At 42.1% G+C, this 21,453-nt stretch carries 20 protein-coding genes; 19 read left to right on the top strand and 1 reads right to left on the bottom strand.

Annotated elements, in window-relative coordinates:
- Positions 1-16: 16 nt before the first annotated feature.
- The 18 genes from A391_RS0109290 (at position 17) to A391_RS0109205 (ending at position 19,251) form a co-directional block, all read left to right on the top strand.
- The gene (locus A391_RS0109290) at positions 17-475 is read left to right on the top strand and encodes an N-acetyltransferase (RefSeq protein ID WP_019898939.1); all 459 of its coding nucleotides are present in this window, start codon (positions 17-19) and stop codon (positions 473-475) included.
- Positions 476-481: 6 nt separating this feature from the next.
- Positions 482-3,118 carry a glycosyltransferase 61 family protein gene (locus A391_RS14185; protein WP_019898938.1) on the top strand — a complete coding sequence of 879 codons (2,637 nt, stop codon included), beginning with the start codon at positions 482-484 and terminating at the stop codon, positions 3,116-3,118.
- Complete coding sequence (locus tag A391_RS0109280) at positions 3,118-3,636, top strand: adenylyl-sulfate kinase (protein WP_019898936.1); 519 nt, start codon at positions 3,118-3,120, stop codon at positions 3,634-3,636. The genes A391_RS14185 and A391_RS0109280 overlap by 1 nt, the downstream gene beginning before the upstream one ends.
- Positions 3,633-4,973: a formyltransferase family protein gene (locus A391_RS14180; RefSeq protein WP_019898934.1), complete on the top strand. Its 1,341-nt coding sequence runs from the start codon at positions 3,633-3,635 to the stop codon at positions 4,971-4,973. Before A391_RS0109280 ends, A391_RS14180 begins: the two co-directional genes overlap by 4 nt.
- The gene (locus A391_RS0109270; protein ID WP_019898933.1) at positions 4,970-7,366 is read left to right on the top strand and encodes a PEP/pyruvate-binding domain-containing protein; all 2,397 of its coding nucleotides are present in this window, start codon (positions 4,970-4,972) and stop codon (positions 7,364-7,366) included. The genes A391_RS14180 and A391_RS0109270 overlap by 4 nt, the downstream gene beginning before the upstream one ends.
- Entirely contained in the window at positions 7,356-7,958 is a 603-nt protein-coding gene (locus A391_RS0109265) for a gamma-glutamyl-gamma-aminobutyrate hydrolase family protein (protein WP_019898931.1), read from the top strand. Before A391_RS0109270 ends, A391_RS0109265 begins: the two co-directional genes overlap by 11 nt.
- Positions 7,955-8,677, top strand: coding sequence for a phosphocholine cytidylyltransferase family protein (locus A391_RS0109260; RefSeq protein ID WP_019898930.1), 723 nt, complete (start codon positions 7,955-7,957; stop codon positions 8,675-8,677). The genes A391_RS0109265 and A391_RS0109260 overlap by 4 nt, the downstream gene beginning before the upstream one ends.
- A 227-nt stretch (positions 8,678-8,904) precedes the next feature.
- Positions 8,905-9,315 carry a sugar 3,4-ketoisomerase gene (locus A391_RS0109255; RefSeq protein WP_019898929.1) on the top strand — a complete coding sequence of 137 codons (411 nt, stop codon included), beginning with the start codon at positions 8,905-8,907 and terminating at the stop codon, positions 9,313-9,315.
- Positions 9,316-9,324: 9 nt separating this feature from the next.
- The gene (locus tag A391_RS0109250) at positions 9,325-10,422 is read left to right on the top strand and encodes a DegT/DnrJ/EryC1/StrS family aminotransferase (protein WP_036317195.1); all 1,098 of its coding nucleotides are present in this window, start codon (positions 9,325-9,327) and stop codon (positions 10,420-10,422) included.
- A 69-nt stretch (positions 10,423-10,491) separates the two neighbouring features.
- Positions 10,492-11,520: a class I SAM-dependent methyltransferase gene (locus A391_RS0109245; RefSeq protein WP_019898927.1), complete on the top strand. Its 1,029-nt coding sequence runs from the start codon at positions 10,492-10,494 to the stop codon at positions 11,518-11,520.
- Positions 11,521-11,560: 40 nt separating this feature from the next.
- Positions 11,561-13,651 (top strand): tetratricopeptide repeat protein, encoded by a 2,091-nt coding sequence (locus tag A391_RS0109240; protein WP_019898925.1) that lies wholly within the window; start codon positions 11,561-11,563, stop codon positions 13,649-13,651.
- Positions 13,652-13,997: 346 nt separating this feature from the next.
- Positions 13,998-14,795 (top strand): flagellin, encoded by a 798-nt coding sequence (locus tag A391_RS0109235; protein WP_019898923.1) that lies wholly within the window; start codon positions 13,998-14,000, stop codon positions 14,793-14,795.
- A 71-nt stretch (positions 14,796-14,866) separates the two neighbouring features.
- Positions 14,867-15,250, top strand: coding sequence for a flagellar protein FlaG (locus A391_RS0109230; RefSeq protein ID WP_019898921.1), 384 nt, complete (start codon positions 14,867-14,869; stop codon positions 15,248-15,250).
- A gap of 148 nt (positions 15,251-15,398) precedes the next feature.
- Positions 15,399-17,084 (top strand): flagellar filament capping protein FliD, encoded by a 1,686-nt coding sequence (fliD, locus tag A391_RS0109225; protein ID WP_019898920.1) that lies wholly within the window; start codon positions 15,399-15,401, stop codon positions 17,082-17,084.
- 21 nt (positions 17,085-17,105) lie between these two features.
- The gene (fliS, locus tag A391_RS0109220; protein WP_019898919.1) at positions 17,106-17,582 is read left to right on the top strand and encodes a flagellar export chaperone FliS; all 477 of its coding nucleotides are present in this window, start codon (positions 17,106-17,108) and stop codon (positions 17,580-17,582) included.
- 15 nt (positions 17,583-17,597) lie between these two features.
- Positions 17,598-17,921 (top strand): flagellar protein FliT, encoded by a 324-nt coding sequence (locus A391_RS0109215; RefSeq protein WP_019898918.1) that lies wholly within the window; start codon positions 17,598-17,600, stop codon positions 17,919-17,921.
- 12 nt (positions 17,922-17,933) lie between these two features.
- Complete coding sequence (locus A391_RS0109210) at positions 17,934-18,899, top strand: flagellar hook-length control protein FliK (RefSeq protein WP_019898916.1); 966 nt, start codon at positions 17,934-17,936, stop codon at positions 18,897-18,899.
- Entirely contained in the window at positions 18,892-19,251 is a 360-nt protein-coding gene (locus A391_RS0109205; RefSeq protein WP_019898915.1) for an EscU/YscU/HrcU family type III secretion system export apparatus switch protein, read from the top strand. The genes A391_RS0109210 and A391_RS0109205 overlap by 8 nt, the downstream gene beginning before the upstream one ends.
- Here the strand turns inward: A391_RS0109205 and fliE are convergent.
- On the bottom strand, positions 19,248-19,604 hold the full coding sequence (gene fliE / locus A391_RS0109200; protein ID WP_019898913.1) for a flagellar hook-basal body complex protein FliE: 357 nt from the start codon (positions 19,602-19,604) through the stop codon (positions 19,248-19,250). The genes A391_RS0109205 and fliE overlap by 4 nt on opposite strands.
- A 203-nt stretch (positions 19,605-19,807) precedes the next feature.
- Between fliE and fliF the strand changes: the two genes are divergently transcribed.
- The gene (gene fliF, locus A391_RS0109195; protein ID WP_019898911.1) at positions 19,808-21,448 is read left to right on the top strand and encodes a flagellar basal-body MS-ring/collar protein FliF; all 1,641 of its coding nucleotides are present in this window, start codon (positions 19,808-19,810) and stop codon (positions 21,446-21,448) included.
- The last annotated feature ends 5 nt before the right edge of the window (positions 21,449-21,453 follow it).

Genomic DNA, 21,453 nt, shown 5'->3' with positions numbered 1-21,453 from the left:
GTGATTAGGGTTTTAAATGTCTAAAAATATTCATCCGCTCGCCGACTGCCAATCTGAACATATCGGAGAGGGTTCACAAGTATGGCAATTCACAGTCATATTAGCTAACGCCAAGATAGGCAAGCACTGCAACATTAATGCACATTGTTTCATTGAGAACGATGTAGTCATTGGTGATAATGTCACGATTAAATGTGGCAACTATCTATGGGATGGCATCACGATAGAAGATGATGCGTTCATTGGCCCGAATGTAACCTTCACTAATGATCGATACCCAAAATCTAAAAACACCGCATTTAAATTAGAAAAGACAATTGTTTGCAAAGGTGCATCTATCGGAGGAGGGGCCGTGCTATTGCCAGGCATTAGAGTTGGTGTCGGTGCAGTTGTAGGCGCTGGTTCAGTGGTGACGAAAGATGTTGCTGATCATGAAGTGGTGATTGGTAATCCAGCAAGGCCAAAGAGAGGCTAGCATTAAATGAGTGATAGGGTAGATAATGCAAAATTTGAGATTTTTGAGCTTGGAACTGTTGATAACACCGTCGCTAAATTTGGCGGTATAAAGTTAAAAGAAGAAATTACATACGTGACGCCCCCGATTCCTATGTTTGGGGAAGCGTGTCTCAATCCTGATGTGATTAATGGTCATGCATTAACTCACCCTGCAATTTATTATGCTGAAGTAACTGACTTTAAACTGATAGGTGGCGCGGCTTTTCCTATTATTCAAAATAAAAGTATTTATCATCAATATTTTTCTACCGCGTATTGGGAAACGTCAGAGCAGGCTACATTAAGTTGTGATATCAGGCAGGATCAAAATATGATCGGCTATTGCAACATAAAAGGGCGATATCATTACACTTGTAAAGTAATCAATCTAGTTGGGAATGGGTCATATAACTATGCTCACTGGATGACTGAGTTTCTCCCTCAATTGGTATTGCTCAGGGAAAGCGGTGTCGATTTATCTGCTTATAAAGTTCTGGTTGATTCTCGGTCATTCCCCAGTATGCTGGAAGCGCTGTCTTTACTCGGGGTTGCCGATGATCAGTTGATTAGAATTGACGCTATGTCGTTAAATGACTTTCCTGAAGCATTATGGGTTAGTCCTGTTGCAAATGTCGTATTTCAGCGACCTAATGCTATTTCTTCGAATGTTTTGAAAAAACTGGCTGAACCGCAGCATGCGATTTTTCATCCAGAGGCTTTGAAAGCAACTAGAAACATTTTTCTTGAGTTAGTTGCGCAAGAAAAATGTGAAACGGCACCAGAAAGAATCTTCATTAAGAGATTCTCAGGTAGGCAATATCACGCACGCTCTGTTGTGAATGAAGCTGCAATACAGCAAAAGTTAGAGTCAGAGGGCTTTGTCAGTATTGACCCCAGCACTTTAAGTTTTACCGAACAAATTAGAACTTTTAGTAAAGCAAAATATATTGTGGCGGCATCAGGTGCTGCCTTATTAAATATGATGTGGGCACCAGAGGGTGCAAAAATTATCGTGTTGATGAATGACGCTAAAGTCGTCAATTATTGGTATTTCAGCAATATTGCTTTTGCCGTTGGCCATCAGCTAGCTTATGTCTTAGGTAAGGTCGTTGATACTGGTAACTGGAACGATATAAACCATGCGGACTTCGAGATTAGCCTTCAGGCGCTTGTATCAGCACTTGAGAGCTTTGGGTTGTATCTAGAGCATCAGCCTATTATCAACCCTGTGCTTGAAGATGCACTGGTCACTGCAAAAGAGCACTACCAAGCTGGGCGTATAGAGCAGGCGGTAGGTTTGTATCAAGAGGTGCTAGAAATAGAACCAGAACATGCCGAAGCTAATTACGGTTTGGGTGTTATTGAAGCGCACACTGAAAATGTTTCTATTGCTTTGCCTAGGTTTGAGCGTGCTGTGATGGCAAAGCCTGAGCAAGAGGTGTATTGGGTAAGTTATATCACAGCACTCATGCAGTCAGGCGCCCTCAACAGTGCAGCAGACGCTTTGGAGTTGGGCATGAAGTATGGTCTTAGCGCTGGCATGGCCAAAAAGCTAGCGGCAGAATTTACAAGTAGTTTTGATATCAATCGTATTGGGTTTTTAGTGCATACACTTGAGCTGGTTAATCACTATGCTTGTGTATGGGATTTATTGCCAGAAGGAAGTTTTGATGTGGTGCTATACGGTGATGCAGAGGCGACAGACTTAGCTTTCTTTGCTCCATGGAAATGCCATGTAGTCACTGCTAACGATGTTATTCATGCAAACTCCAGATATCAGTATTTAGTTTCCAATCATCCCATTAATTTATCTGGACAACCTTTAATAAAGCAGTTGGGGAATATTAACGTTCGATTTATGTATGCAGCAGGAAAGTCTGGCTGGAATTTATCAGAATGGAACAGCCTTTATGATGTGATTTTATGTTTTGGGCCATATCATGCGGACATATTTTCAGAGAGTACTGACGCTGTAGTGGTACAGATGGGCTACCCAAGGTTTGATCGATATTTTACACAGCAATTAGAAAAGGCAGATTTGCATGCAAGATACGGTTGTGATCCACTGAAAAAGACAGTGGTTTGGTTACCGACATGGAAAACATTGTCTTCTGTCACTCATTTTGATGCGGAAATCAGTGCATTGACTGATCAATATAATGTTATTGTAAAATTACATCCATTAATGCCAGAGAGTGAGCCTGAGCGGTTGGTCGCTTTGCAGCAGCATAATTTTACGCATTTAATTACAGATAGCAGTGATAACTTGCCGCTGTACCAGCTTGCTGATTTTATGTTGTTTGATTACGGTGGGCCGCCTCTCGCAGGAGTCTATGCTGATAAAAACTTTATATTGCTTAATGTAGCGGGCGCAATAGATGATGATTTAACTGGCAAAGATTCACCTGATATTACAATCAGAAAACATCTGATTAATGTTAATCCCACAGACCTAACTATTGCGGAACTGTTAGCAGACACATCATTATGGGAGCAGCAACGGTCTGTGCGCCATGTATTAAGAAAACGCTATTTTGCACCTTACTATGGCTTTTCTTCCAACGTGGCGGCAAATGCATTACTTAATTTGAAATATATGGTCGGGAAAGGCGGAAGCCACTGATGGTGATTTGGTTGATTGGTCTTTCAGGCTCTGGTAAAAGCACATTAGGGCATGAGGTAGCAAGACAGTTACGTGAGATTAAACCCAATACAGTGTTGCTTGATGGAGATGAGCTTCGTAAGGTTTTTGCACATGATCAAGGTAATGAGCCATATACGGTTCAAGGGCGCCGTATCAATGCTGAAAGAATTGTAGCGTTATGTGAAATGCTAGATAGTCAGGGTATTCATGTGGTGTGTTGTATCTTGTCAATTTTTCCTGATATGCGCTTAGAAAATAGAAAGCGTTTTAGTCATTACTTTGAGGTCTTTATGGATGCACCCTTAGATGTCCTAATGGCGCGCGACGTAAAAGGTATGTATGCCGCAGCAAGAAGAGGCGAAGTGAACAATGTTGTGGGTATCGATATTCCCTTTGAACGTCCTGTTGGCTCCGATATCACGATCGACACCACAAAAAACGATGCCAATATTAAAGCGTTAGCCTCAAATATTCTTAAGCAAGCGGGGTTGATTTGAACCACACAGTTTCTTATGACTATGCCTCAGGCGATCTATTGGAAAATAGAAACACCTATTTTTATACAAAGTTTCATGGCAAGGCATTTTTAACAGCATGGCATAGGCAACGCGAGCAGGCGCTTGCCGAAAAACAAACGATTGATACTTCTGCGAGTGATTTAGATAGCTCTCCTACCATGCACATGATTGAGGTGCTACACCAAAAACTGTCAGAACATCATACTGGTCTTCAAACCATTCAAACATTAAATAGGCTAGTACAACGCTTTGAGGTGAGTAAGCGGCTTCATAGTCGTTACAATTTTAATTGGCGGCCTGTTGACGCTACGGACTATAAAAATTGGACCCGTTACGTTCGGTTTGCAGAAGTCTTGAACTTGGCCTACGCCATTACTTTGTCGTTACCCTATTTAAATGCTTTGCTTAAGATTATGGATACATTAACTGCTGCGTATCAGCAGTTAAGTGAATCGTTGAGTAGTCGCGTGCAAAGCTTAGCGCTATCAGAGCGAAGGCATGTTGATGCGCTTTGTTTAAAGTTAGAGAGACAGCCTGTCGAGGGAAATGCCACTATTGGACAGGATGCTCTAACCTTAGCTGAACATATGCCCATGAAGCTCAAAGGTGTTGTGTTGTTAGCTGCGCAGACGGCACGTTCTCAGGCATATATTCAAGCGTTGGTTGCCAATGGCTTGTATCCTGAAAAGGTTATTTTACTAGGTGAGACGCCTTCACTTGAGCAACAAAGCACGCCAAATAATAGTTGGCATGGTATTTTGTTACCGAACCTTGCAGAGTCAATTATGCAAACCTGTGATCGGGCAAATATAGAGGTAAGCCGATGTGGTTCAGTTGATGTAAACTCAGAAGAATGTGTAAGCTGCATCTCGGATGCAGAGCCTTCTGTGATTATTTATTCAGGTGTTGGTGGTCAAATAGTGTCTGAGCGTACGTTAGCATTGGCGCCAAAGTTCCTGCATATGCACTCTGGCTGGTTGCCGCAGTATCGTGGCAGTACCACCCTTTATTATGCGTTGCTAAAACAAGAGATGCCAGGTGTTACCGCTTTATTCCTTGATCGTATGATTGATACAGGGCCTGTAGTGGCGCAGAAACATTATCCTATCCCGCCTTTTGATATGGATGTTGATCGCGTCTATGATTCCGCGATACGTGCAGATTTATTGGTAGAAGTTTTACGTGCTTATATCAGCGCCAGTGATTTCCCTACACTTTTTGAGCAGCACCCAGAAGAAGGTGAGACATATTATGTTATTCATCCCATCCTTAAGCACCTAGCGATATTGTCGTTGAAGAAAGATCATGCATCATGAGCACACTAGCAGTATCTCAGGCGTTTAAATTTGGTACCAAAGCAGAAACACTTTGGAATCTGAAAGATTTGGTCACTGAAGCAATGGTTCCAGAAATATACTTCTTCACACGGGACCAATGGGTAATAGAAAAATCAGCTATCTTAGAAGCGATTCATCAACGATTTGGTAATGAGATATTGGCTGTGAGGTCTAGCGGCTTAAATGAAGATGGCGCTTATAGTTCAATGGCGGGTGCATTTTTAAGTAATCTGAATGTACATGCTGAAAATAGTGATGCACTCATACTTGCTATTGAAGAAGTACTACAGTCGATGACTGGTAACGCTCGTGATCAGGTGCTGGTACAGCCGATGATTAGCGATATTGAAGTAAGTGGCGTCATCATGACATATGATATGGTGAACGGTGCGCCTTACATCTGTATTGATTTTGATGATGAAAGCGGCCGAACTGATGTTGTTACCAGTGGAAATGGTATTCATAAAAGCCTGTTTGTTTATCGTGATGCCGATAGTAGCTTAATCAGATCACCTAGAATCGCGCTGTTTCTAGGCTTGGCCAAAGAGTTAGAAGCTATCTGTAAATGTGCCGCGTTAGACATTGAGTTTGGGATGAATAAGGCTGGGCAACTATTTCTTTTTCAAGTGAGGCGAATTGCGCTTGCACGACATTGGCACCCAGTAACCGAGCGCCGTGTGAAAAGGCAATTAGCACATGTTGAGGATTATGTAAGAAATTGCTCAAAACGGCGTGATGGCATTTTGGGCGAACGTACTATTCTTGCGGTGATGCCAGACTGGAACCCTGCGGAGATTATCGGCACGACCCCCAAGCCGTTGGCAGCATCGCTATATCGAGAGTTGATTACTAAGTCGGTTTGGCGTGAAGCACGAGCTAGTATGGGATACAGGGCACTAGATTCTGCTGAATTAATGTTGCTTATCAACAGCCACCCCTATATCGATGTGCGTAACAGTTTTAATTCTTTTTTACCTGCAAGTGTTTCTGAAGCGGTAGGGGAGAAGCTTGTGAATGCATGGCTTGATAGATTAGAAACTTTTCCCGAGTTTCATGACAAGGTTGAGTTCGAAATTGTGCCCACTTGCCTTGATTTCTGTTTTGTTGAGGACTTTAAGGCACGTTATCCAGCATTGCTCAATGATGATGAGTTTGAAGAGTACCGTAAAGCGTTAACCGAGCTTACTCATCAGTGTTTAAATAGCCACCCTGACAATACTTTAGATTTGGCATTGAGGTATACAGCGCATTTAGAGCAGCTGGAAATGGAGCAAGTAAATGATGAAGGTTATGTTCATCTTGCTAGAGCTGAGTTTCTGCTAACAAAGTGTAAGGAGTTTGGTACATCTTCTTTTGCAGTAGTCGCTCGTCATGCTTTTATTGCAGAGGCGTTATTACGCTCAGCAGTGAGACGAGGTGCGCTCAGTGATCAACGATTAACCGAGTTTAAGCGCAGTATCCAGACCATTACAGGTAGCATGCTAGATGAATATGCGCAGGTTTGTAATGGTCAGTTCTCTCGGCTTTCATTCTTTAATAAATACGGTCATTTACGCCCAGGAACCTATGAGGTAACTTCGCTAAGATATGATGAGCGTGATGATTTGTTTGTCGATGCAATGGCCATGCCTGTGAGCATATCGCGTCCAAAATTTATGTTGTCTGATACAGAACATGCGAGTATAGATTCGTTACTGCATGAGGCTGGTTTTGGCTCACTCAATGCCGAGATGTTATTGAGTTACGCAGAAAAAGCGATTGCTGCACGTGAGTATGTCAAATTTGTATTTACGCGAAGTTTGTCTGATGCCTTATCTGAAATCGTGCGTTGGGGTGAGTCATATGGTTTATCGCGAGATGATATTTCCTATTTAGAATGGCCTCAAATCGTGAGAAGTCTTACTCAGCCAGTGATGGATGATGTCGATAGATATTATCTTGATATTGCAGAATCTGCACGTGGCACCATGTCTGCGGCACATGCTTTCAGACTAGGACATATCGTCTTTGGCGTGCAGGATATCTATGTGGCGACACTTAATCGAAGTGTTCCGAACTTTATCGGGCTTGGCGCAGCATCTGGACGAGTTTTTCAACTTGAGGCGAATACACCCACAACCGTTAATATTAAGAACTGTATTATTTGTATTGAAAATGCAGACCCTGGTTTCGACTGGATATTTACCAAAGAGCCGATGGCATTAATCACGCGTTTTGGCGGTGCAAACTCTCATATGGCGGTGCGCTGTGCTGAACTAGGGCTACCAGCAGCGATTGGTTGCGGTGATCAAATCTTTCAGCGAGTACTTCAAGCAGAAAGTGTAGAGTTGAACTGTGCAGATAAAATATTAAGGCCGTTGTATGTTAATTAGTAAGCTTCGCATTGGCGTCACAATGCGCATACTTCAGGCTGAGGGGTATGATGAACCTCGAGACGCTTTAGCTAGTGTCTGGGCGAGTTTTCTTAATACAGCATTGCCAGAAGCAATTTGGATGCCTTTGCCAAATATCGGGAGAGATTCAATCAAGGCATACTGCGAGCAATGGGGTATTAACCGATTAATTCTTTCTGGCGGTGAGGATTTTGGCGTGTCACCGATGCGAGATGAAACAGAGCATCAGCTTTTGGTGTGGGCGGCAGAACACAAGATACCTGTACTTGGTGTATGTAGAGGCATGCAAATGATGGCTGCACATAAGGGGGTTAGTTTGAAGCTTGTTGATGGGCATGTACGTAAGCGACATACCCTGCAAGGGAGCCTTACACATGAAGTGAATAGCTATCATCGGTATAGTTTGACTGAGTGTCCCCAAGATTTTGTGGTGACCGCACAGGCGGAAGATGGTGAAATTGAATCAATTAAGCATAGCGCACTACAATGGGAGGGCTGGATGTGGCACCCAGAACGGGAAACACCATTTAACCCGATTGATATTGACCGATTGAAAGCATTGTTTAAATGAAAGCCATTATTTTAGCGGCTGGTCGTGGTAGCCGTATGAAAGACCTAACCGATCAGAAGCCAAAGTGTTTAGTTGAGTTGCGTGGCAAGACATTATTGGAATGGCAATTACAAGCATTGCAAAAAGCAGGAGTTAGTGAAATCGCCATCGTGACTGGGTACAAGCGCGAGTTATTGGCATCTTATGGGCTAGTAGAATTTCACAACCCACGCTGGGCTGAAACTAATATGGTTTCGTCCTTAACAAGTGCCGATGAGTGGCTAAAGAATGAACCCTGTATTGTCAGTTATTCTGATATTTTTTATGAGGCCTCTGCCGTCAAGTCTCTGATGGATGTGCATCATCGTTTGGCAGTGACTTATGACCCTAGCTGGTTAAAGCTTTGGCAGAAGCGCTTTGATGATCCTTTAGTGGATGCTGAAACCTTTAAGCTGAATTCAGATAATACGTTGGCTGAAATTGGCGAAAAACCAAAGTCTGTTGAAGAGGTGCAAGGGCAGTATATGGGGCTTTTACGTTTCACCCCCGAGGGATGGGCTGAGGTGATTAGAATTCGCGATGGTTTAACGCAGACAGAACGCGACCGTATGCATATGACAGGTACTTTGCAAATGGTCATTAAGGCTGGGCGTGTTGCTGTTCATGCTGTTTCTTATGAGCTCCCATGGGGCGAGATTGATTCAGCAGATGATCTAGAAATATATCAAGTTCAGACTTAATGTTATAAATATTCAATAGGTGTAAACAGATATTAAGTCGTATGATTCTATCGACCTAATATCCCATAGCATGTTTTTTCATTTGTTGATAGGCACTGGTATGGCTTTGTTTAATGTTTATTCGTCAGGTAGTGTTTGGTCAGCAAAATGTAGGATGTAAGTGAATATCAATTTAAGATGCGATTAATCAAGGTGTTTAAAAAACTATATTGTAGTATGAGATTATTATGCCATTAGAAGACTGCAGAATCATTGAACTCCCGAAAATCCACGAGCCTCGCGGTAATTTGTCGTTTGTGGAAAGCAATAACCATATCCCATTTGCAATAGAGCGTGTGTACTATGTATATGACGTACCAGGCGGCTCTGATCGTGGGGGGCATGCGCATAAAGGTTTGCATCAGTTGATTATTGCAATGTCTGGCAGCTTTGATATTACCTTGGATGATGGTAAAGATAAGAAAACTTTTCATTTGGCACGGTCCTACTACGGCTTGTATGTATGCCCAATGATCTGGCGCGAGATGGATAACTTTTCATCAGGCTCGGTGTTGATGGTGTTAGCTTCTAATAAATATAGTGAAGATGACTATTACCGAAATTATGATGACTTTATGAAAGCCAGATGGGTAAAGTAATTGAGTGATATGCGCGTACCATTTTTAGACCTTAAAGCTGCTTATAGTGAATTAAGCCGTGAGTTAGATGAAGCTGTACTTAGGGCTAGCCATTCTGGGTGGTACATAGGTGGCCCAGAAGTAGAAAGCTTTGAAGCGGATTTTGCTGCTTATACAGAAGCTAAGTATTGTGTAGGTGTTGGTAATGGGCTAGACGCATTAACGCTTGCATTGCGTGCTTTAGACATCGGTGCAGGGGATGAGGTCATTGTGCCTTCACATACCTTTATTGCTACTTGGCTTGCGGTCAGTGCAGTTGGTGCAAAGCCTGTTCCAGTAGAGCCTGCATCAGGTAGTTATAACATTGATGTTGCTAGTATCGAACGTTGCATTACATCAAAGACTAAAGCGATTATGCCCGTACATTTATACGGCATGCCTGTAGACATTGAGGCAATTTGTACTTTAGCAAAAAGACATGGCTTGGCTGTGATTGAAGATGCAGCACAAGCACATGGTGCGATGGTTGGAGGCAAAAAAATTGGCAGCCATGGTGATGTGGTCGCTTGGAGTTTCTACCCAGGTAAGAACCTCGGTGCATTGGGTGACGGCGGAGCAATTACAACCAATAATGAGGCAATCGCCTCTAGGGTGCGCGAATTAGGTAATTATGGGTCGTCTGTTAAATACTTCAATGAAGAGCGCGGCGTTAATAGCCGCTTAGACCCAATTCAAGCGGCAGCACTCTCAGTGAAGCTTAAGTATCTTGATGGTTGGAATAAACGTCGTCAGCATATTGCAACAATTTATAGTCAGGCATTGCGCGGTTTAGGGTTGAGTTTGCCAAATGTACCAACGTGGGCAGAACCAGTCTGGCATTTATATGTGGTTGCTACACCTGAGCGTGATGCATTACAGTCACGTTTGGCATCCGCTGGCATACAGACATTGATTCATTATCCAGTACCTCCACATTTGCAAAAGGCATATCAGGCACTAGCGCTTAAAGCTGGGACTCTGCCAGTTGCAGAGCGCTTAGCAAAAGAAGTCTTGAGTTTACCGATAGGTCCACATTTAAGTGCGGGTGATGTTGATTACGTGGTTTCCGTATTAACAGCGGTTGCTTAGGTAATCATCCAATCATCATATTAACAAGCTAAATTTATATAGATGTAATTTTAAAAAGAGGTTCTTGGAATGAAAACTTTTTTACATGTGGGCTGTGGTCCTCTTTATATTGACCCAGTGACTAAGCAACCAAGCCGCCCGCAGGGATTTGATCTTAGTAGCTGGAACGAGTTGCGATTAGACATTAACCCCGCTGTCAATCCTGACGTGGTTGGAACCATGACCGATATGTCTGCGGTTCCTTCAGGTAGCGTAGATGCAATCTTTTCATCTCACAATATTGAACACCTTTACCCGCATGAAGTGCCAATTGCACTGGCAGAGTTTAAGCGTGTACTCCGTAGCGATGGTTTTGTTGTGATTACTTGCCCAGATTTACAATCAGTTTGCGCATTAGTTGCACAGGGTAAATTAACCGAGCCAGCATACATTTCTCCCGCTGGGCCGATTGCGCCATTAGACATTTTGTACGGTCACCGCCCTCCGATGAGCCAAGGCAATCTTTACATGTCGCATCGTTGTGGTTTTACATTAAACGTATTGTTAGGTACTTTAGAGTCAGCTGGTTTTTCAAAAGTAGTAGGAAACTGCAGGCCAAATTATTTTGATTTATGGGCGTTAGCTTGCGTATCTAATGTGGGTAATGAGCAGTTGTTAAACTTAGCAAGGCAACATTTGCCAGAACAGCCTTTTGATTTAACCCAAACTAACCCTGCAGCACAGGATATGCAGCAGGCTATCCAAGATGTATTGGTGCTTGCTCAGACTAGTCAACGAGATGGTAATTTAGATGAAGCTCAAACCTTATTCCTTGAAATATTAAATATCGAGCCGCGGCATGCTGAAGCAAATTATGGTTTAGGCCTAATTGAAGCTAGCCAAAAAAGTGCGGCGGATGCACTGCCTCGACTAGAAGCCGCCGTTGAGGCTAACCCTGCAGTTGAACAATATTGGGTAACCTATGTAGATGCGTTGATGATGTCTGGTATTACGCACTCAATCGCTGATGTATTGGCGCTGGGTCAGCAGCATGGGCTAAAACCAGAAACCGCACAGGCATTAGCTGGTGAGCTTGCTGAATTGTTGAAATCCAAGTAATTGTTATGTATGTAGTGCCTGATCGATATAGCACATTGATATGATTCAAGATAATCAGGACATTGCTCGGACACTTGAACAAGCGGTGAGTTTATATCAATCAGGTGATTTGCTAACGGCTGAATATAAGTTGCGATCTATATTAGCGGTAGATGTGCATCAGCCTCAGGCAAATTACTATTTAGGGTCGTTATTGTTAGAAAGTCTACGTACTTTAGATAGCTTGCCTTATTTTAATACAGCGCTAGAGTCCGATCCTCAACAAGCGGAATATTGGCTGAGTTATATAGGCGCATTGATAGATGCTGCTCACTATGAAGATGCTAAGCTTGTACTTTCATATGGACGAGATGCTGGCCTCAGTGGGGAGCCCGTTGAGCATTTAGAGCAGCTACTAGTGAAGCGGCAATCTGAACTGTTAATGCTAAGTTCTACAAATGCGCATGTACCAGAAGCGCACATACAAGAAAAACTGATTCAGCTATTTCTAAAAAAGCGGTACCAAGCTGCTGAAATTGCGTTACACAAATTACTTGAGCAATATCCGAGCTGGCTTGACGGTTGGAAAATCATGAGCGATACATTGCTTGTGCAAAAGAAAGACGCTCGAGTCGCTGCGCGCAAAGCGTTAGCTTTAAATGCAGACGATGCCAAAGAGCACTGCTATTACGGCTTAGTCTTAAAGGGGCAGGGTGATTTAGCAAACGCTGCCGATGCTTTTAGAGATGCCATCAAGCTTCAGCCAGACTACGCTGCTGCCTATAATAATTTAGGGATTGTCTCTAAAGATATGGGTGACATTGCCGCTGCGGTAGGCTATTACCGACAAGCACTTGATATCAATCCTGGTTACGCAAGCTGTTACAGCAATTTATTGTTCTGTCTTTCACATGCTGATGTTGTCAGTACAGAAGATTTGTTTGCGGAACATCGCAGGTTTGGCTACCAGTATGAGGCTGTATATAAATCAGCATGGCCAAAACATTCACACAAAAGTAATTCAGCTAAGAATTTAAATGTTGGCTTTGTTTCTGCTGATTTTAGAGAGCACTCTTTAGTCAACTTTTTTGAGCCAGTACTTGAGCATCTATCACTTGTCGCTGACGTTTCACTGCATGCTTATTCAACTAGCGCAATTGAAGATCATGTCACGCAGCGCCTTAAACCTAAATTTAAGCATTGGCATAAAGTGGATGAATTAACGGATGTCGCTTTGGCTGAAAAGATTAGAGAAGATAAGATTGATATCCTCGTTGATTTAGATGGGCACACTGCGGGTAATCGGTTAATCAGCTTTGCAATGAAGCCTGCACCAATACAATTGAGCTGGCTAGGGTATCTGGCTACTACTGGCTTAAGTGCAATGGATTATTATCTAGCGGATGCACATCTTTTACCGCCAAATCAGTTTGATGGACAGTTTATGGAAAAAATTGTGCAGTTACCCGCCAATGCACCATTTATACCATCAGATTTATCGCCAGAAGTGAATGAGTTGCCAGCACTTAACAATGGGTTTATTACGTTTGGATGTTTTAATCGAGTAGAAAAAATCACACCTAGCGTTATTAGTCTGTGGTCAAAACTGCTTAATAAAATTCCTAACTCAAAACTACTATTAGGATCAATGCCGCAAGATGGTAGTTATGATGCAATCATAAAAGCCTTTGCTGAACATACAATTAGTGTGGATCGGCTGATTATTTACCATCGCAATACAATGGCAGATTATTTAAGGTTACATCATCAAGTTGATATTTGTTTAGATACATTTCCATCTAATGGGGTGACGACCACATGTCACGCAGCATGGATGGGGGTGCCAACTTTGTGTGTGGAGGGTAATAGCCTGATGAGCCGTAGTGCAATGGCTATTATGTTGCATTTGAATTTATCAGACTTTGTAGTGCAATCTCATGAGGGTTTTGTGAGTCAGGGCGTATACTGGTCGGAGCATTTGCAGTATTTATCTGAAGTTAGATCCAATTTACGCAAACAATTTAAGATCTCTGCGCTCAATCAAGCTAGCATAATAAGTCAACATTTAGTGCTCGCATTTCGTCAAATGTGGGAACGTTGGTGCAAAAATCAACCAGCAACTTCATTCAAAACCAGCACAATTGGTTCATAGACTGCAGTGATTCTCTACATTAAATTTTGACTTAATCTAATTTAATCAAATGGTTAAATTTTATTGAGTGTCAACTTTTCATTAAATAACGTAGTTCTTAAAAAAATCTCCTAAAGATTTGTCTGATCTAACCGATATCCTAAACATCAGGATTGCTTAATTGATAGGTGAACAAGAAAGTATTTCGTAGGAAAAAGTCAGAATTTAAAAAATATTTAAATCTGGACCTAAACTTTCTAAAAAACTTACCGATAACAGAAATAACAGCAGCGCAAATTGAATTGAATATGCAAAGCTAAAGGCAATAAGATGTAGTTGTAATTAACTAAATATTAGGAGAATTATCATGGCTTCAGTTATCAATACAAACCTTGCGTCACTAAACACACAACGTAACTTATCATCATCACAAAGTGCATTAAACACATCATTACAACGTTTGTCATCAGGCTTACGTATCAACAGCTCTAAAGATGATGCTGCTGGCTTGGCAATTGCTACACGTATGGACTCACAAGTACGTGGTCAACAAGTGGCGATTCGTAACGCTAACGACGCTATCTCTTTCGCACAAGTTGCTGAAGGTGGTTTGTCTAAACAAACAGACGCATTACAACGTATGCGTGAATTAGCAGTTCAATCAATCAACGGTACTAATACAAGTACAGACCGTGCAAACTTAGAGGCTGAGTTCTCACAGTTATCTGCTGAGGTTTCTCGTCTTTCAACAGCAACTAAATTCAACGGCGCTGCAGTATTCGGTGCAGCTCAAACATTCCAAGTGGGTGCTGATGCTGGTGACACCATTACTACTGCATCTGTAGCTGCGGCAACAATTACTGGCAACGTTTCATCTGTTGCTACAGCATCAAGTGCAATTACTGCGATTGACGCTGCATTAACTGCTGCAAATACTAGCCGAGCAACATTGGGTGCGATTCAAAACCGTTTTGAATCTGTAGTGAGCAACTTGCAGGTGTCAGTTGAGAACCAATCAGCAGCTAAATCACGCATCATGGATGCTGACTTCGCGGCAGAAACAGCTAACTTGACACGTGGTCAAATCTTGCAACAAGCAGGTACTGCGATGTTAGCGCAAGCGAACTCACTACCTAACAACGTGTTGTCACTGTTAAGAGGTTAAGTTTCAGAAATGTAAGGCCCTTATCACCCACAGGACTGATCATCCTGTGGGATTTTTAGGAGGATAAAATCATGTTTAACTCATCATTAGATGGTTATGGTGCAATCAAAAATGCGGCCGCCGTGCAAAATATTGCCGGGGGCCAAATTGCTATTTCAAGCCCTGTAGGCGCTAAAGCAATTGATAAAGTGGATGGTGTGAAGCCGGAAGTTAGGCAGTCTGCTGAGGTTGATAAAGTGGCTTTGGCAAAAGCGGTGAGCAAACTTAATGAGTTGGTTGCGCCGGCATTACAAACCGTTCAATTTACAATGGATGAAGAGGCTGACCGTGTAATTGTTCAAGTTGTTGATACTGCGACCGATAAAGTATTAAGGCAAATACCAAACGAAGAGGTCTTGGCGTTCTCCAAAACTTTAGGAAGATTGCAAGGTCTAGTAGTAAGAGAGCAAGCCTAATCTGCAATAAGAAGCTTGTTTTTATGCTTTATCGAGTAAATGAAATTTTGTTTATAAATTATGCTTGTTGAATTAAATGTATTTGTATTGTTTTGTATGTAAAAGATTGGCAAGCATTTAACTAGTAATTTTAACGAGGAGAATCATTATGGCTACAACTTCAGGAATAGGCTCTGTCCTTGATGTTAATACCATTGTGAGTAACTTGATGAGTGTTGAAAGAGCACCTTTAACTAAGGTCGCAACACAAAAAACAGCATATCAATCACAAATTTCAGCTTACGGTACACTAAAAAGTGCACTGTCTACCTTTCAGTCTTCTGTTAGTGCGCTTTCAAGCTTATCTAAATTTAATGCACAAAGCGTTACTTCAAGCAATACTAGTGTGCTAACCGCAACTTCAACGGGAAGCGCAACTGTTGGTAGTTACGATATCAATGTTAGTCAGTTAGCAAAATCGCAGAAATTGAGTGTAGGTGGATTTTCTAATGTCTCTGATGTTGTTGGAACCGGAAGTTTAACGATTTCATTTGGCACATTCACACCCGAAGTGGCTAGTCCATTTACGCCAAGTTCGTTTACTCCAAACTCAGCTAAATCTGATCTTAACATTACCATTGACAGCTCTAACAACACATTAGCTGGCGTGCGTGACGCCATTAATGCGGCTGACGGCAGTGTTAGTGCAACTATTGTCAATGATGGTACGACAAACAGGCTAGTGATTACGTCAAAAGATACAGGTGAAGTAAATAGCTTAAAGATTGCAGTCACAGATGATGATGGTAACAGTGTGGATGCATCTGGATTATCTAAATTAGCATACGATCCCCAAGCTACAGCAGGCAACGGTAAAAACTTAACCTCATTACAAGATGCTAAAAATGCAATTCTAGAAATTGACGGCATTGACATTGTAAAGTCTAGCAACTCAATTAGTGATGCTATTGAAGGTGTTACGCTCAATCTGGTTGGTGTAACCTCTGGAAGCGCATTGAGTTTGTCAGTAGCAACAAACCAGGATGCAATTAAGACATCAGTGACAGCGTTTGTCGATGCTTTTAATAAGTTAGATACGACTTTACGCAACCTGACAAAATTTGATGAAACTGGTCAAGCTAATGGTGCTTTATTAGGTGACTCTACAGCACGTTCTATCATCAACCAGATTCGATCTGTGATGAACACAGCGGTTGCTAACGGTAGTTCACTGAATACACTCTCACAGATTGGAGTGACTTTTCAACGTGACGGTAAACTAAATTTAGATAATACTAAGTTTACCAATGCTGTTAGTAGTAACTTTAATGATATAGCAAGTTTGTTTGCTGCTACCGCCAGAGCAACTGACCCTCAAGTAAGTTTCGTGAGTAGTACTTCCAAAACACAAGAGGGTACCTATGCAATTGAGGTAACACAGCTTGGTACAACATTGCTAAATGCACAAGGAACAATTAATGGAGCGGCTGCTACTGGCAGTGGTACTACATTAAGAGGCTTAATAGGTGATGCAAGCGAGGGGCTGACAGTTAATGTGTCGGGTGGCGCATTAGGTGCACGTGGCACTGTAAATTTTAGTCTCGGTTATGCAGCTAAATTGAGTACATTGTTAGATAACCTGCTTAGTGAAGATGGTATTTTAGCGGCTAGAACCGATGGTATAAATAGCTCAATAGAACGCTTAGATACACAGACAGAACGGTTGAATGCTCGCTTAACAGTGATTGAAAGCCGTTATAGAGCACAGTACTCTAAGCTTGATGTGTTGTTAACGAGCATGTCATCTACTAGTAATTTCCTTACACAACAAATTGCTGCACTTAATGCAGGCTAATCAATAGTAAAGGGTCTCGTCATGTTTGGACTAAACCAAAAAGGTGTTAACGGATATGCCAAAGTGGGTGTGGAAACTGGTGTGTTGGCAGCGAGCCCGGTTAAATTGATAGTAATGCTTTATGATGGGGCTATTGCCGCTTGTCATAGTGCGATTGCTTGTATGCAACGTAAGGAGATTGAGCAAAAAGGCGCGATGTTGTCGAAAGCAATCATGATTATTGAGAGCGGACTCAGGCTTAGTCTTGATAGAAAAGCTGGTGGTGAAATTGCAGAAAGCTTAGATGCACTTTACGTATACATGAGTAGTAAATTAGCGTCTGCTAACGTGCGTAATCAACCAGAGCAGGTTCAGGAAGTCATTAAGTTACTACTGGATTTGAAAGGTGCATGGGAGGCTATTGATACTAATAAAGCAACAGCACAAGTGCTGAATCAAGCGAAAAATAATCAGCAGGTAGGTGTTGCGCAAAATTATGCGTATCAGGCTAAAGTTTAATAAGGGATTAAAGTAATGGAATATCAAAATACTATTCAGCTTTATGAGACGGTTGCTAAGATAATGCAACAAATGCTACATGCAGCCAAAATGGAAGATTGGGATAAGTTAACAGAGTTGGAAGCCTTTTGTGCTCAACATGTTGCCACTTTAAAAACAATCGAAGATGCACAACCATTACCAACCGAAGCGTTAAATCGTAAAGTGGCAAGTATAAAAAGCATTCTTGCTGATGATCGTGAGATTAGGAACTTAATTTCACCTTGGATGGCTAAATTAAACGCTCTAATGAATACTAATCAGACGGAAAGAAGGCTGACGCAAGCATATAGTCAGTAACTTTAATCTTGTATGCTTAAACTGCCGGACAATTTAAGTATCAGTCCTGGTCCAGTACCAGTAGGTAGGGTGTTACCTGTTTTAGCGGTTGATAATATTGGCGCTACGTTACAGGAACTTAATGCAAGAGCAACGCAGTTCATTCTGGGGCGTGAATATTCTGCTCAGGTTGTTTCAAAAGTCGATGATAAAGCATTTTTGGTTAAGGTCGACAATGCTGTGTTGAAAATGGAGTTGGGCAATTCAGGGCATGTCGGTCAGTCCATTAGTCTGCGTTATGTTCAGGATAGCCCGGTCCCTACTTTTTTTCTTGCACCACAAACTGCTAAGCCTGCTGATGGTTCGGCAGATTTAAGTCCAGCAGCTCGCCTAATTGGCCAATATTTGCAAGAGGCCGAGAAAAACGGGGTCTCAAGTAAATTTGAAGCGGCTAATATCGTTACTCATACCCCCAAAGATCCACAAATGGTTGCTCAAGGCCTAAAGCAGGCTTTCGTCAATAGTGGTCTGTTTTATGAGTCACATCTAAGTGAAATGTTGCAAGGTGGGCGCACTCTTGCAGCAATCATGCAAGAACCTCAGAACCAAAATCAAACCCAAACACAGATTGCCACATTAACGTCACAACAATTGACAATGTTGGAGCAGAATCGCTTAAATTGGCATGGAGAAGTATGGCCAGGGCAAAAAATGGAATGGGATGTTTACCTAGACCAGAAAGACGGCGAAGAGGCTGAACAAAATGCCGAACGTGACGATATTATAAGGCCTGTCATTAGTGAGATTAAGTTGAACTTTCCCCATTTAGGAGCCGTTGCAGCTAAATTAACCATTATAGATGGTTATGTGTCCATTAGTTTGCGTGCCGAGCAAGATGAAACATTGGATGTGTTAAAAAGTAAAAGCCGTGGGTTAACTCAGGCTATTAGTGATACTGGTTTGCAACTTGAAGGTTTGGTTATTTCAGGCTATGAGTAAAGCAGGCGAAAATAAATTGTTAAGTCCGGTTCTTGGTCTTGCGCCAAACCCGCATGTGTCTCACAACCCTAATCAGCAGGCGATTGCGCTGACGTACGCAACAGGTGATTATGCCCCGAGAGTTGTCGCTAAAGGGCGCGGTTTAATTGCTGAACAAATTATCGCGAGAGCAAAGCAACATGATATTTTTGTGCATGAATCAAAAGATCTGGTTGCGTTGTTAATGCAGGTGGATCTGGATGATCATATTCCACCTGCACTTTATCAGGCGATTGCTGAAATTCTATCTTGGCTCTATCGCTTGGAGGAGGCTAAAGCTGATGCAGTAGGCGAAGAGCTATTTAAAAATTAAATCTGCATACTCATAATGTCTTGGTAAGCAGATACTAGTTTGTTGCGAACTTGAATTGTTGCTTGAAAAGAAATATTTGCTTTTTGTCCTGCAATCATCACATCTGATAGACTGACGCTATCATCACCTAATGCAAAATTCTTGCCCAGTGTTTCAGCACTTTTTTGTACTTGATTTACTTGGTTCAGTGATGCTTTAAGGGCATCTGCGAAATCAATTCTCCCAGTACTTTTGTCTGAGTTAATCGGTGATGCTAAGTTCGCTATACCCTCTGTTTGCGGACGTTGTGCTGCTGCCCTCATTTGCGCAAGCATAGATTCTATTCTGCTTGAATCAATACCACCTGCTTTCATGATTGACCTCCTATTAATATCTAACCTAAAATTTCTCATTGCTAATGTAACATCTAATAGAAATATCAAGCTTGTAAATAAGAAGAGTAAAATCATTCTATTCTCAGATTCGATATGAGATGAAATTGCGATAATGTCGATTAACTAGTGGTCATACCGACTTGGTTTGTAGTAATGTGTTTAGAGTTTAATGGAGAAATGTGATGGCAGCAGCTGACGCCACCTTGGTGAATGAGGGTAGTTCTGGCGTATTCGCTCAGATGGGTAGTAAGCTACTTTTGGTGGCGGGTATCGCTGCTGTTGTGGCTGTAATGGTTGTGTTCTGGTTGTGGAGTCAACAGCCAGACTATCGCGTTCTGTTCTCTAATTACTCAGATAAAGACGGTGGTGCGATTGTCGCAGCACTAGAAAAATTAAATGTACCTTACAAATTTTCCGATAGTGGCACGGCGATTATGGTGCCGGCAGCGCAGGTGCACCAAGTAAGGTTGAAGCTAGCAGCGGATGGCTTGCCTAAAGGTGGTAACATTGGTTTCGAGTTGTTAGAGAATCAGAAATTTGGTGTGTCGCAATTTGTTGAGCAAGTTAACTTTCAGCGAGGCTTGGAAGGTGAGTTGGAACGGAGTATTCAATCCATCGCTGCGGTAGACGTGGCGAGAATTCATTTGGCAATACCAAAACCATCAGTGTTTGTAAGAGATCAACAAAAGCCTACAGCATCTGTATTGTTAAATCTTCGTCCTGGTAGAACACTAGATGCTCAGCAGGTGAGTGCGGTTGTACACTTGGTGGCGAGTAGTGTTCCGAATCTCCCGACTGCCAATGTTACCGTGGTTGATCAAAATGGTAATCTGCTTTCAGATACTACTAAAAAATTAGGTGCTAAAAATCTAGATCCAGAGCAGTTAAAGTATGTAGATGAGATTCAGCAAAGCATCGTCAAGCGTGTTGAGTCTATCATTAGTCCAATAGTTGGACTTAAAAATGTTCGTGCAGAAGCAAGCGCTGAAATAGACTTCTCAGTTCAAGAGCAGGCCGCTGAAACTTACAAGCCTAATCAACAGCCAGATGCTGCAGCGGTACGCAGTATGCAAAGCAACGAAACTCAATCAGTGAATGGTGATACCGCAGGTATACCAGGTGCGCTTTCTAATCAGCCACCGCCAGCTGCAACTGCTCCCATTACTACCGAAGGTGCTACTGATGCTAACGGCCAGCCTGTTGCTAATGCGGCACCAATCAATAGCGAAAAAAATCTTACAACAAATTATGAGGTAGATAAGACTGTTAGTTATAGGCAGCAGCCGATGGGCGGAATTAAACGTTTAAATGTTGCTGTGGTTGTCAATAATATGCCGGTCATTGATAAGAAGACAGGTAAAGTTTCCTACCGAGCTTTAACTGCCGCGGAAAAAACTCAGATTAATGATCTCGCAATGCAAGCCATGGGTTTTAATCGTGAACGTGGAGATTCACTCACGATTGTTAATACCCCATTTGCAGGAGAGCCTGAAGAGGTGTTGCCCGCTATTCCGCTTTGGGAAAATCCTCGTGTTATTGAAAATGTGAAAGATGTGTTACGTTTCTTAGTTGGTGTAATCGCATTGTTTATTATTTACCGCAAAGTCTTAAAACCATTGTTGAATAAATTAACTGCGCCTAAAGTGGTTGCGACTAATCAAAGTGAAGCACCAGATACTGTAGTGAATATTAGTGAAGATGGTACAGTGTCACTGAGTAAACCAGCCTATGAGCAAAAGATAGAGACCGCAAAGCAGATTGCAAAAGATAATCCAAGAATGGTGGCTAGTGTGGTGGCAAACTGGACAAACGGAAACGAGTAATATAA

The organism is Methylotenera mobilis 13 (assembly GCF_000384255.1).
GTDB lineage: Bacteria > Pseudomonadota > Gammaproteobacteria > Burkholderiales > Methylophilaceae > Methylotenera > Methylotenera mobilis_B.
The sequence above is the reverse complement of the archived record's forward strand: the minus strand, read 5'-3'. Positions and strand labels throughout refer to the sequence as shown.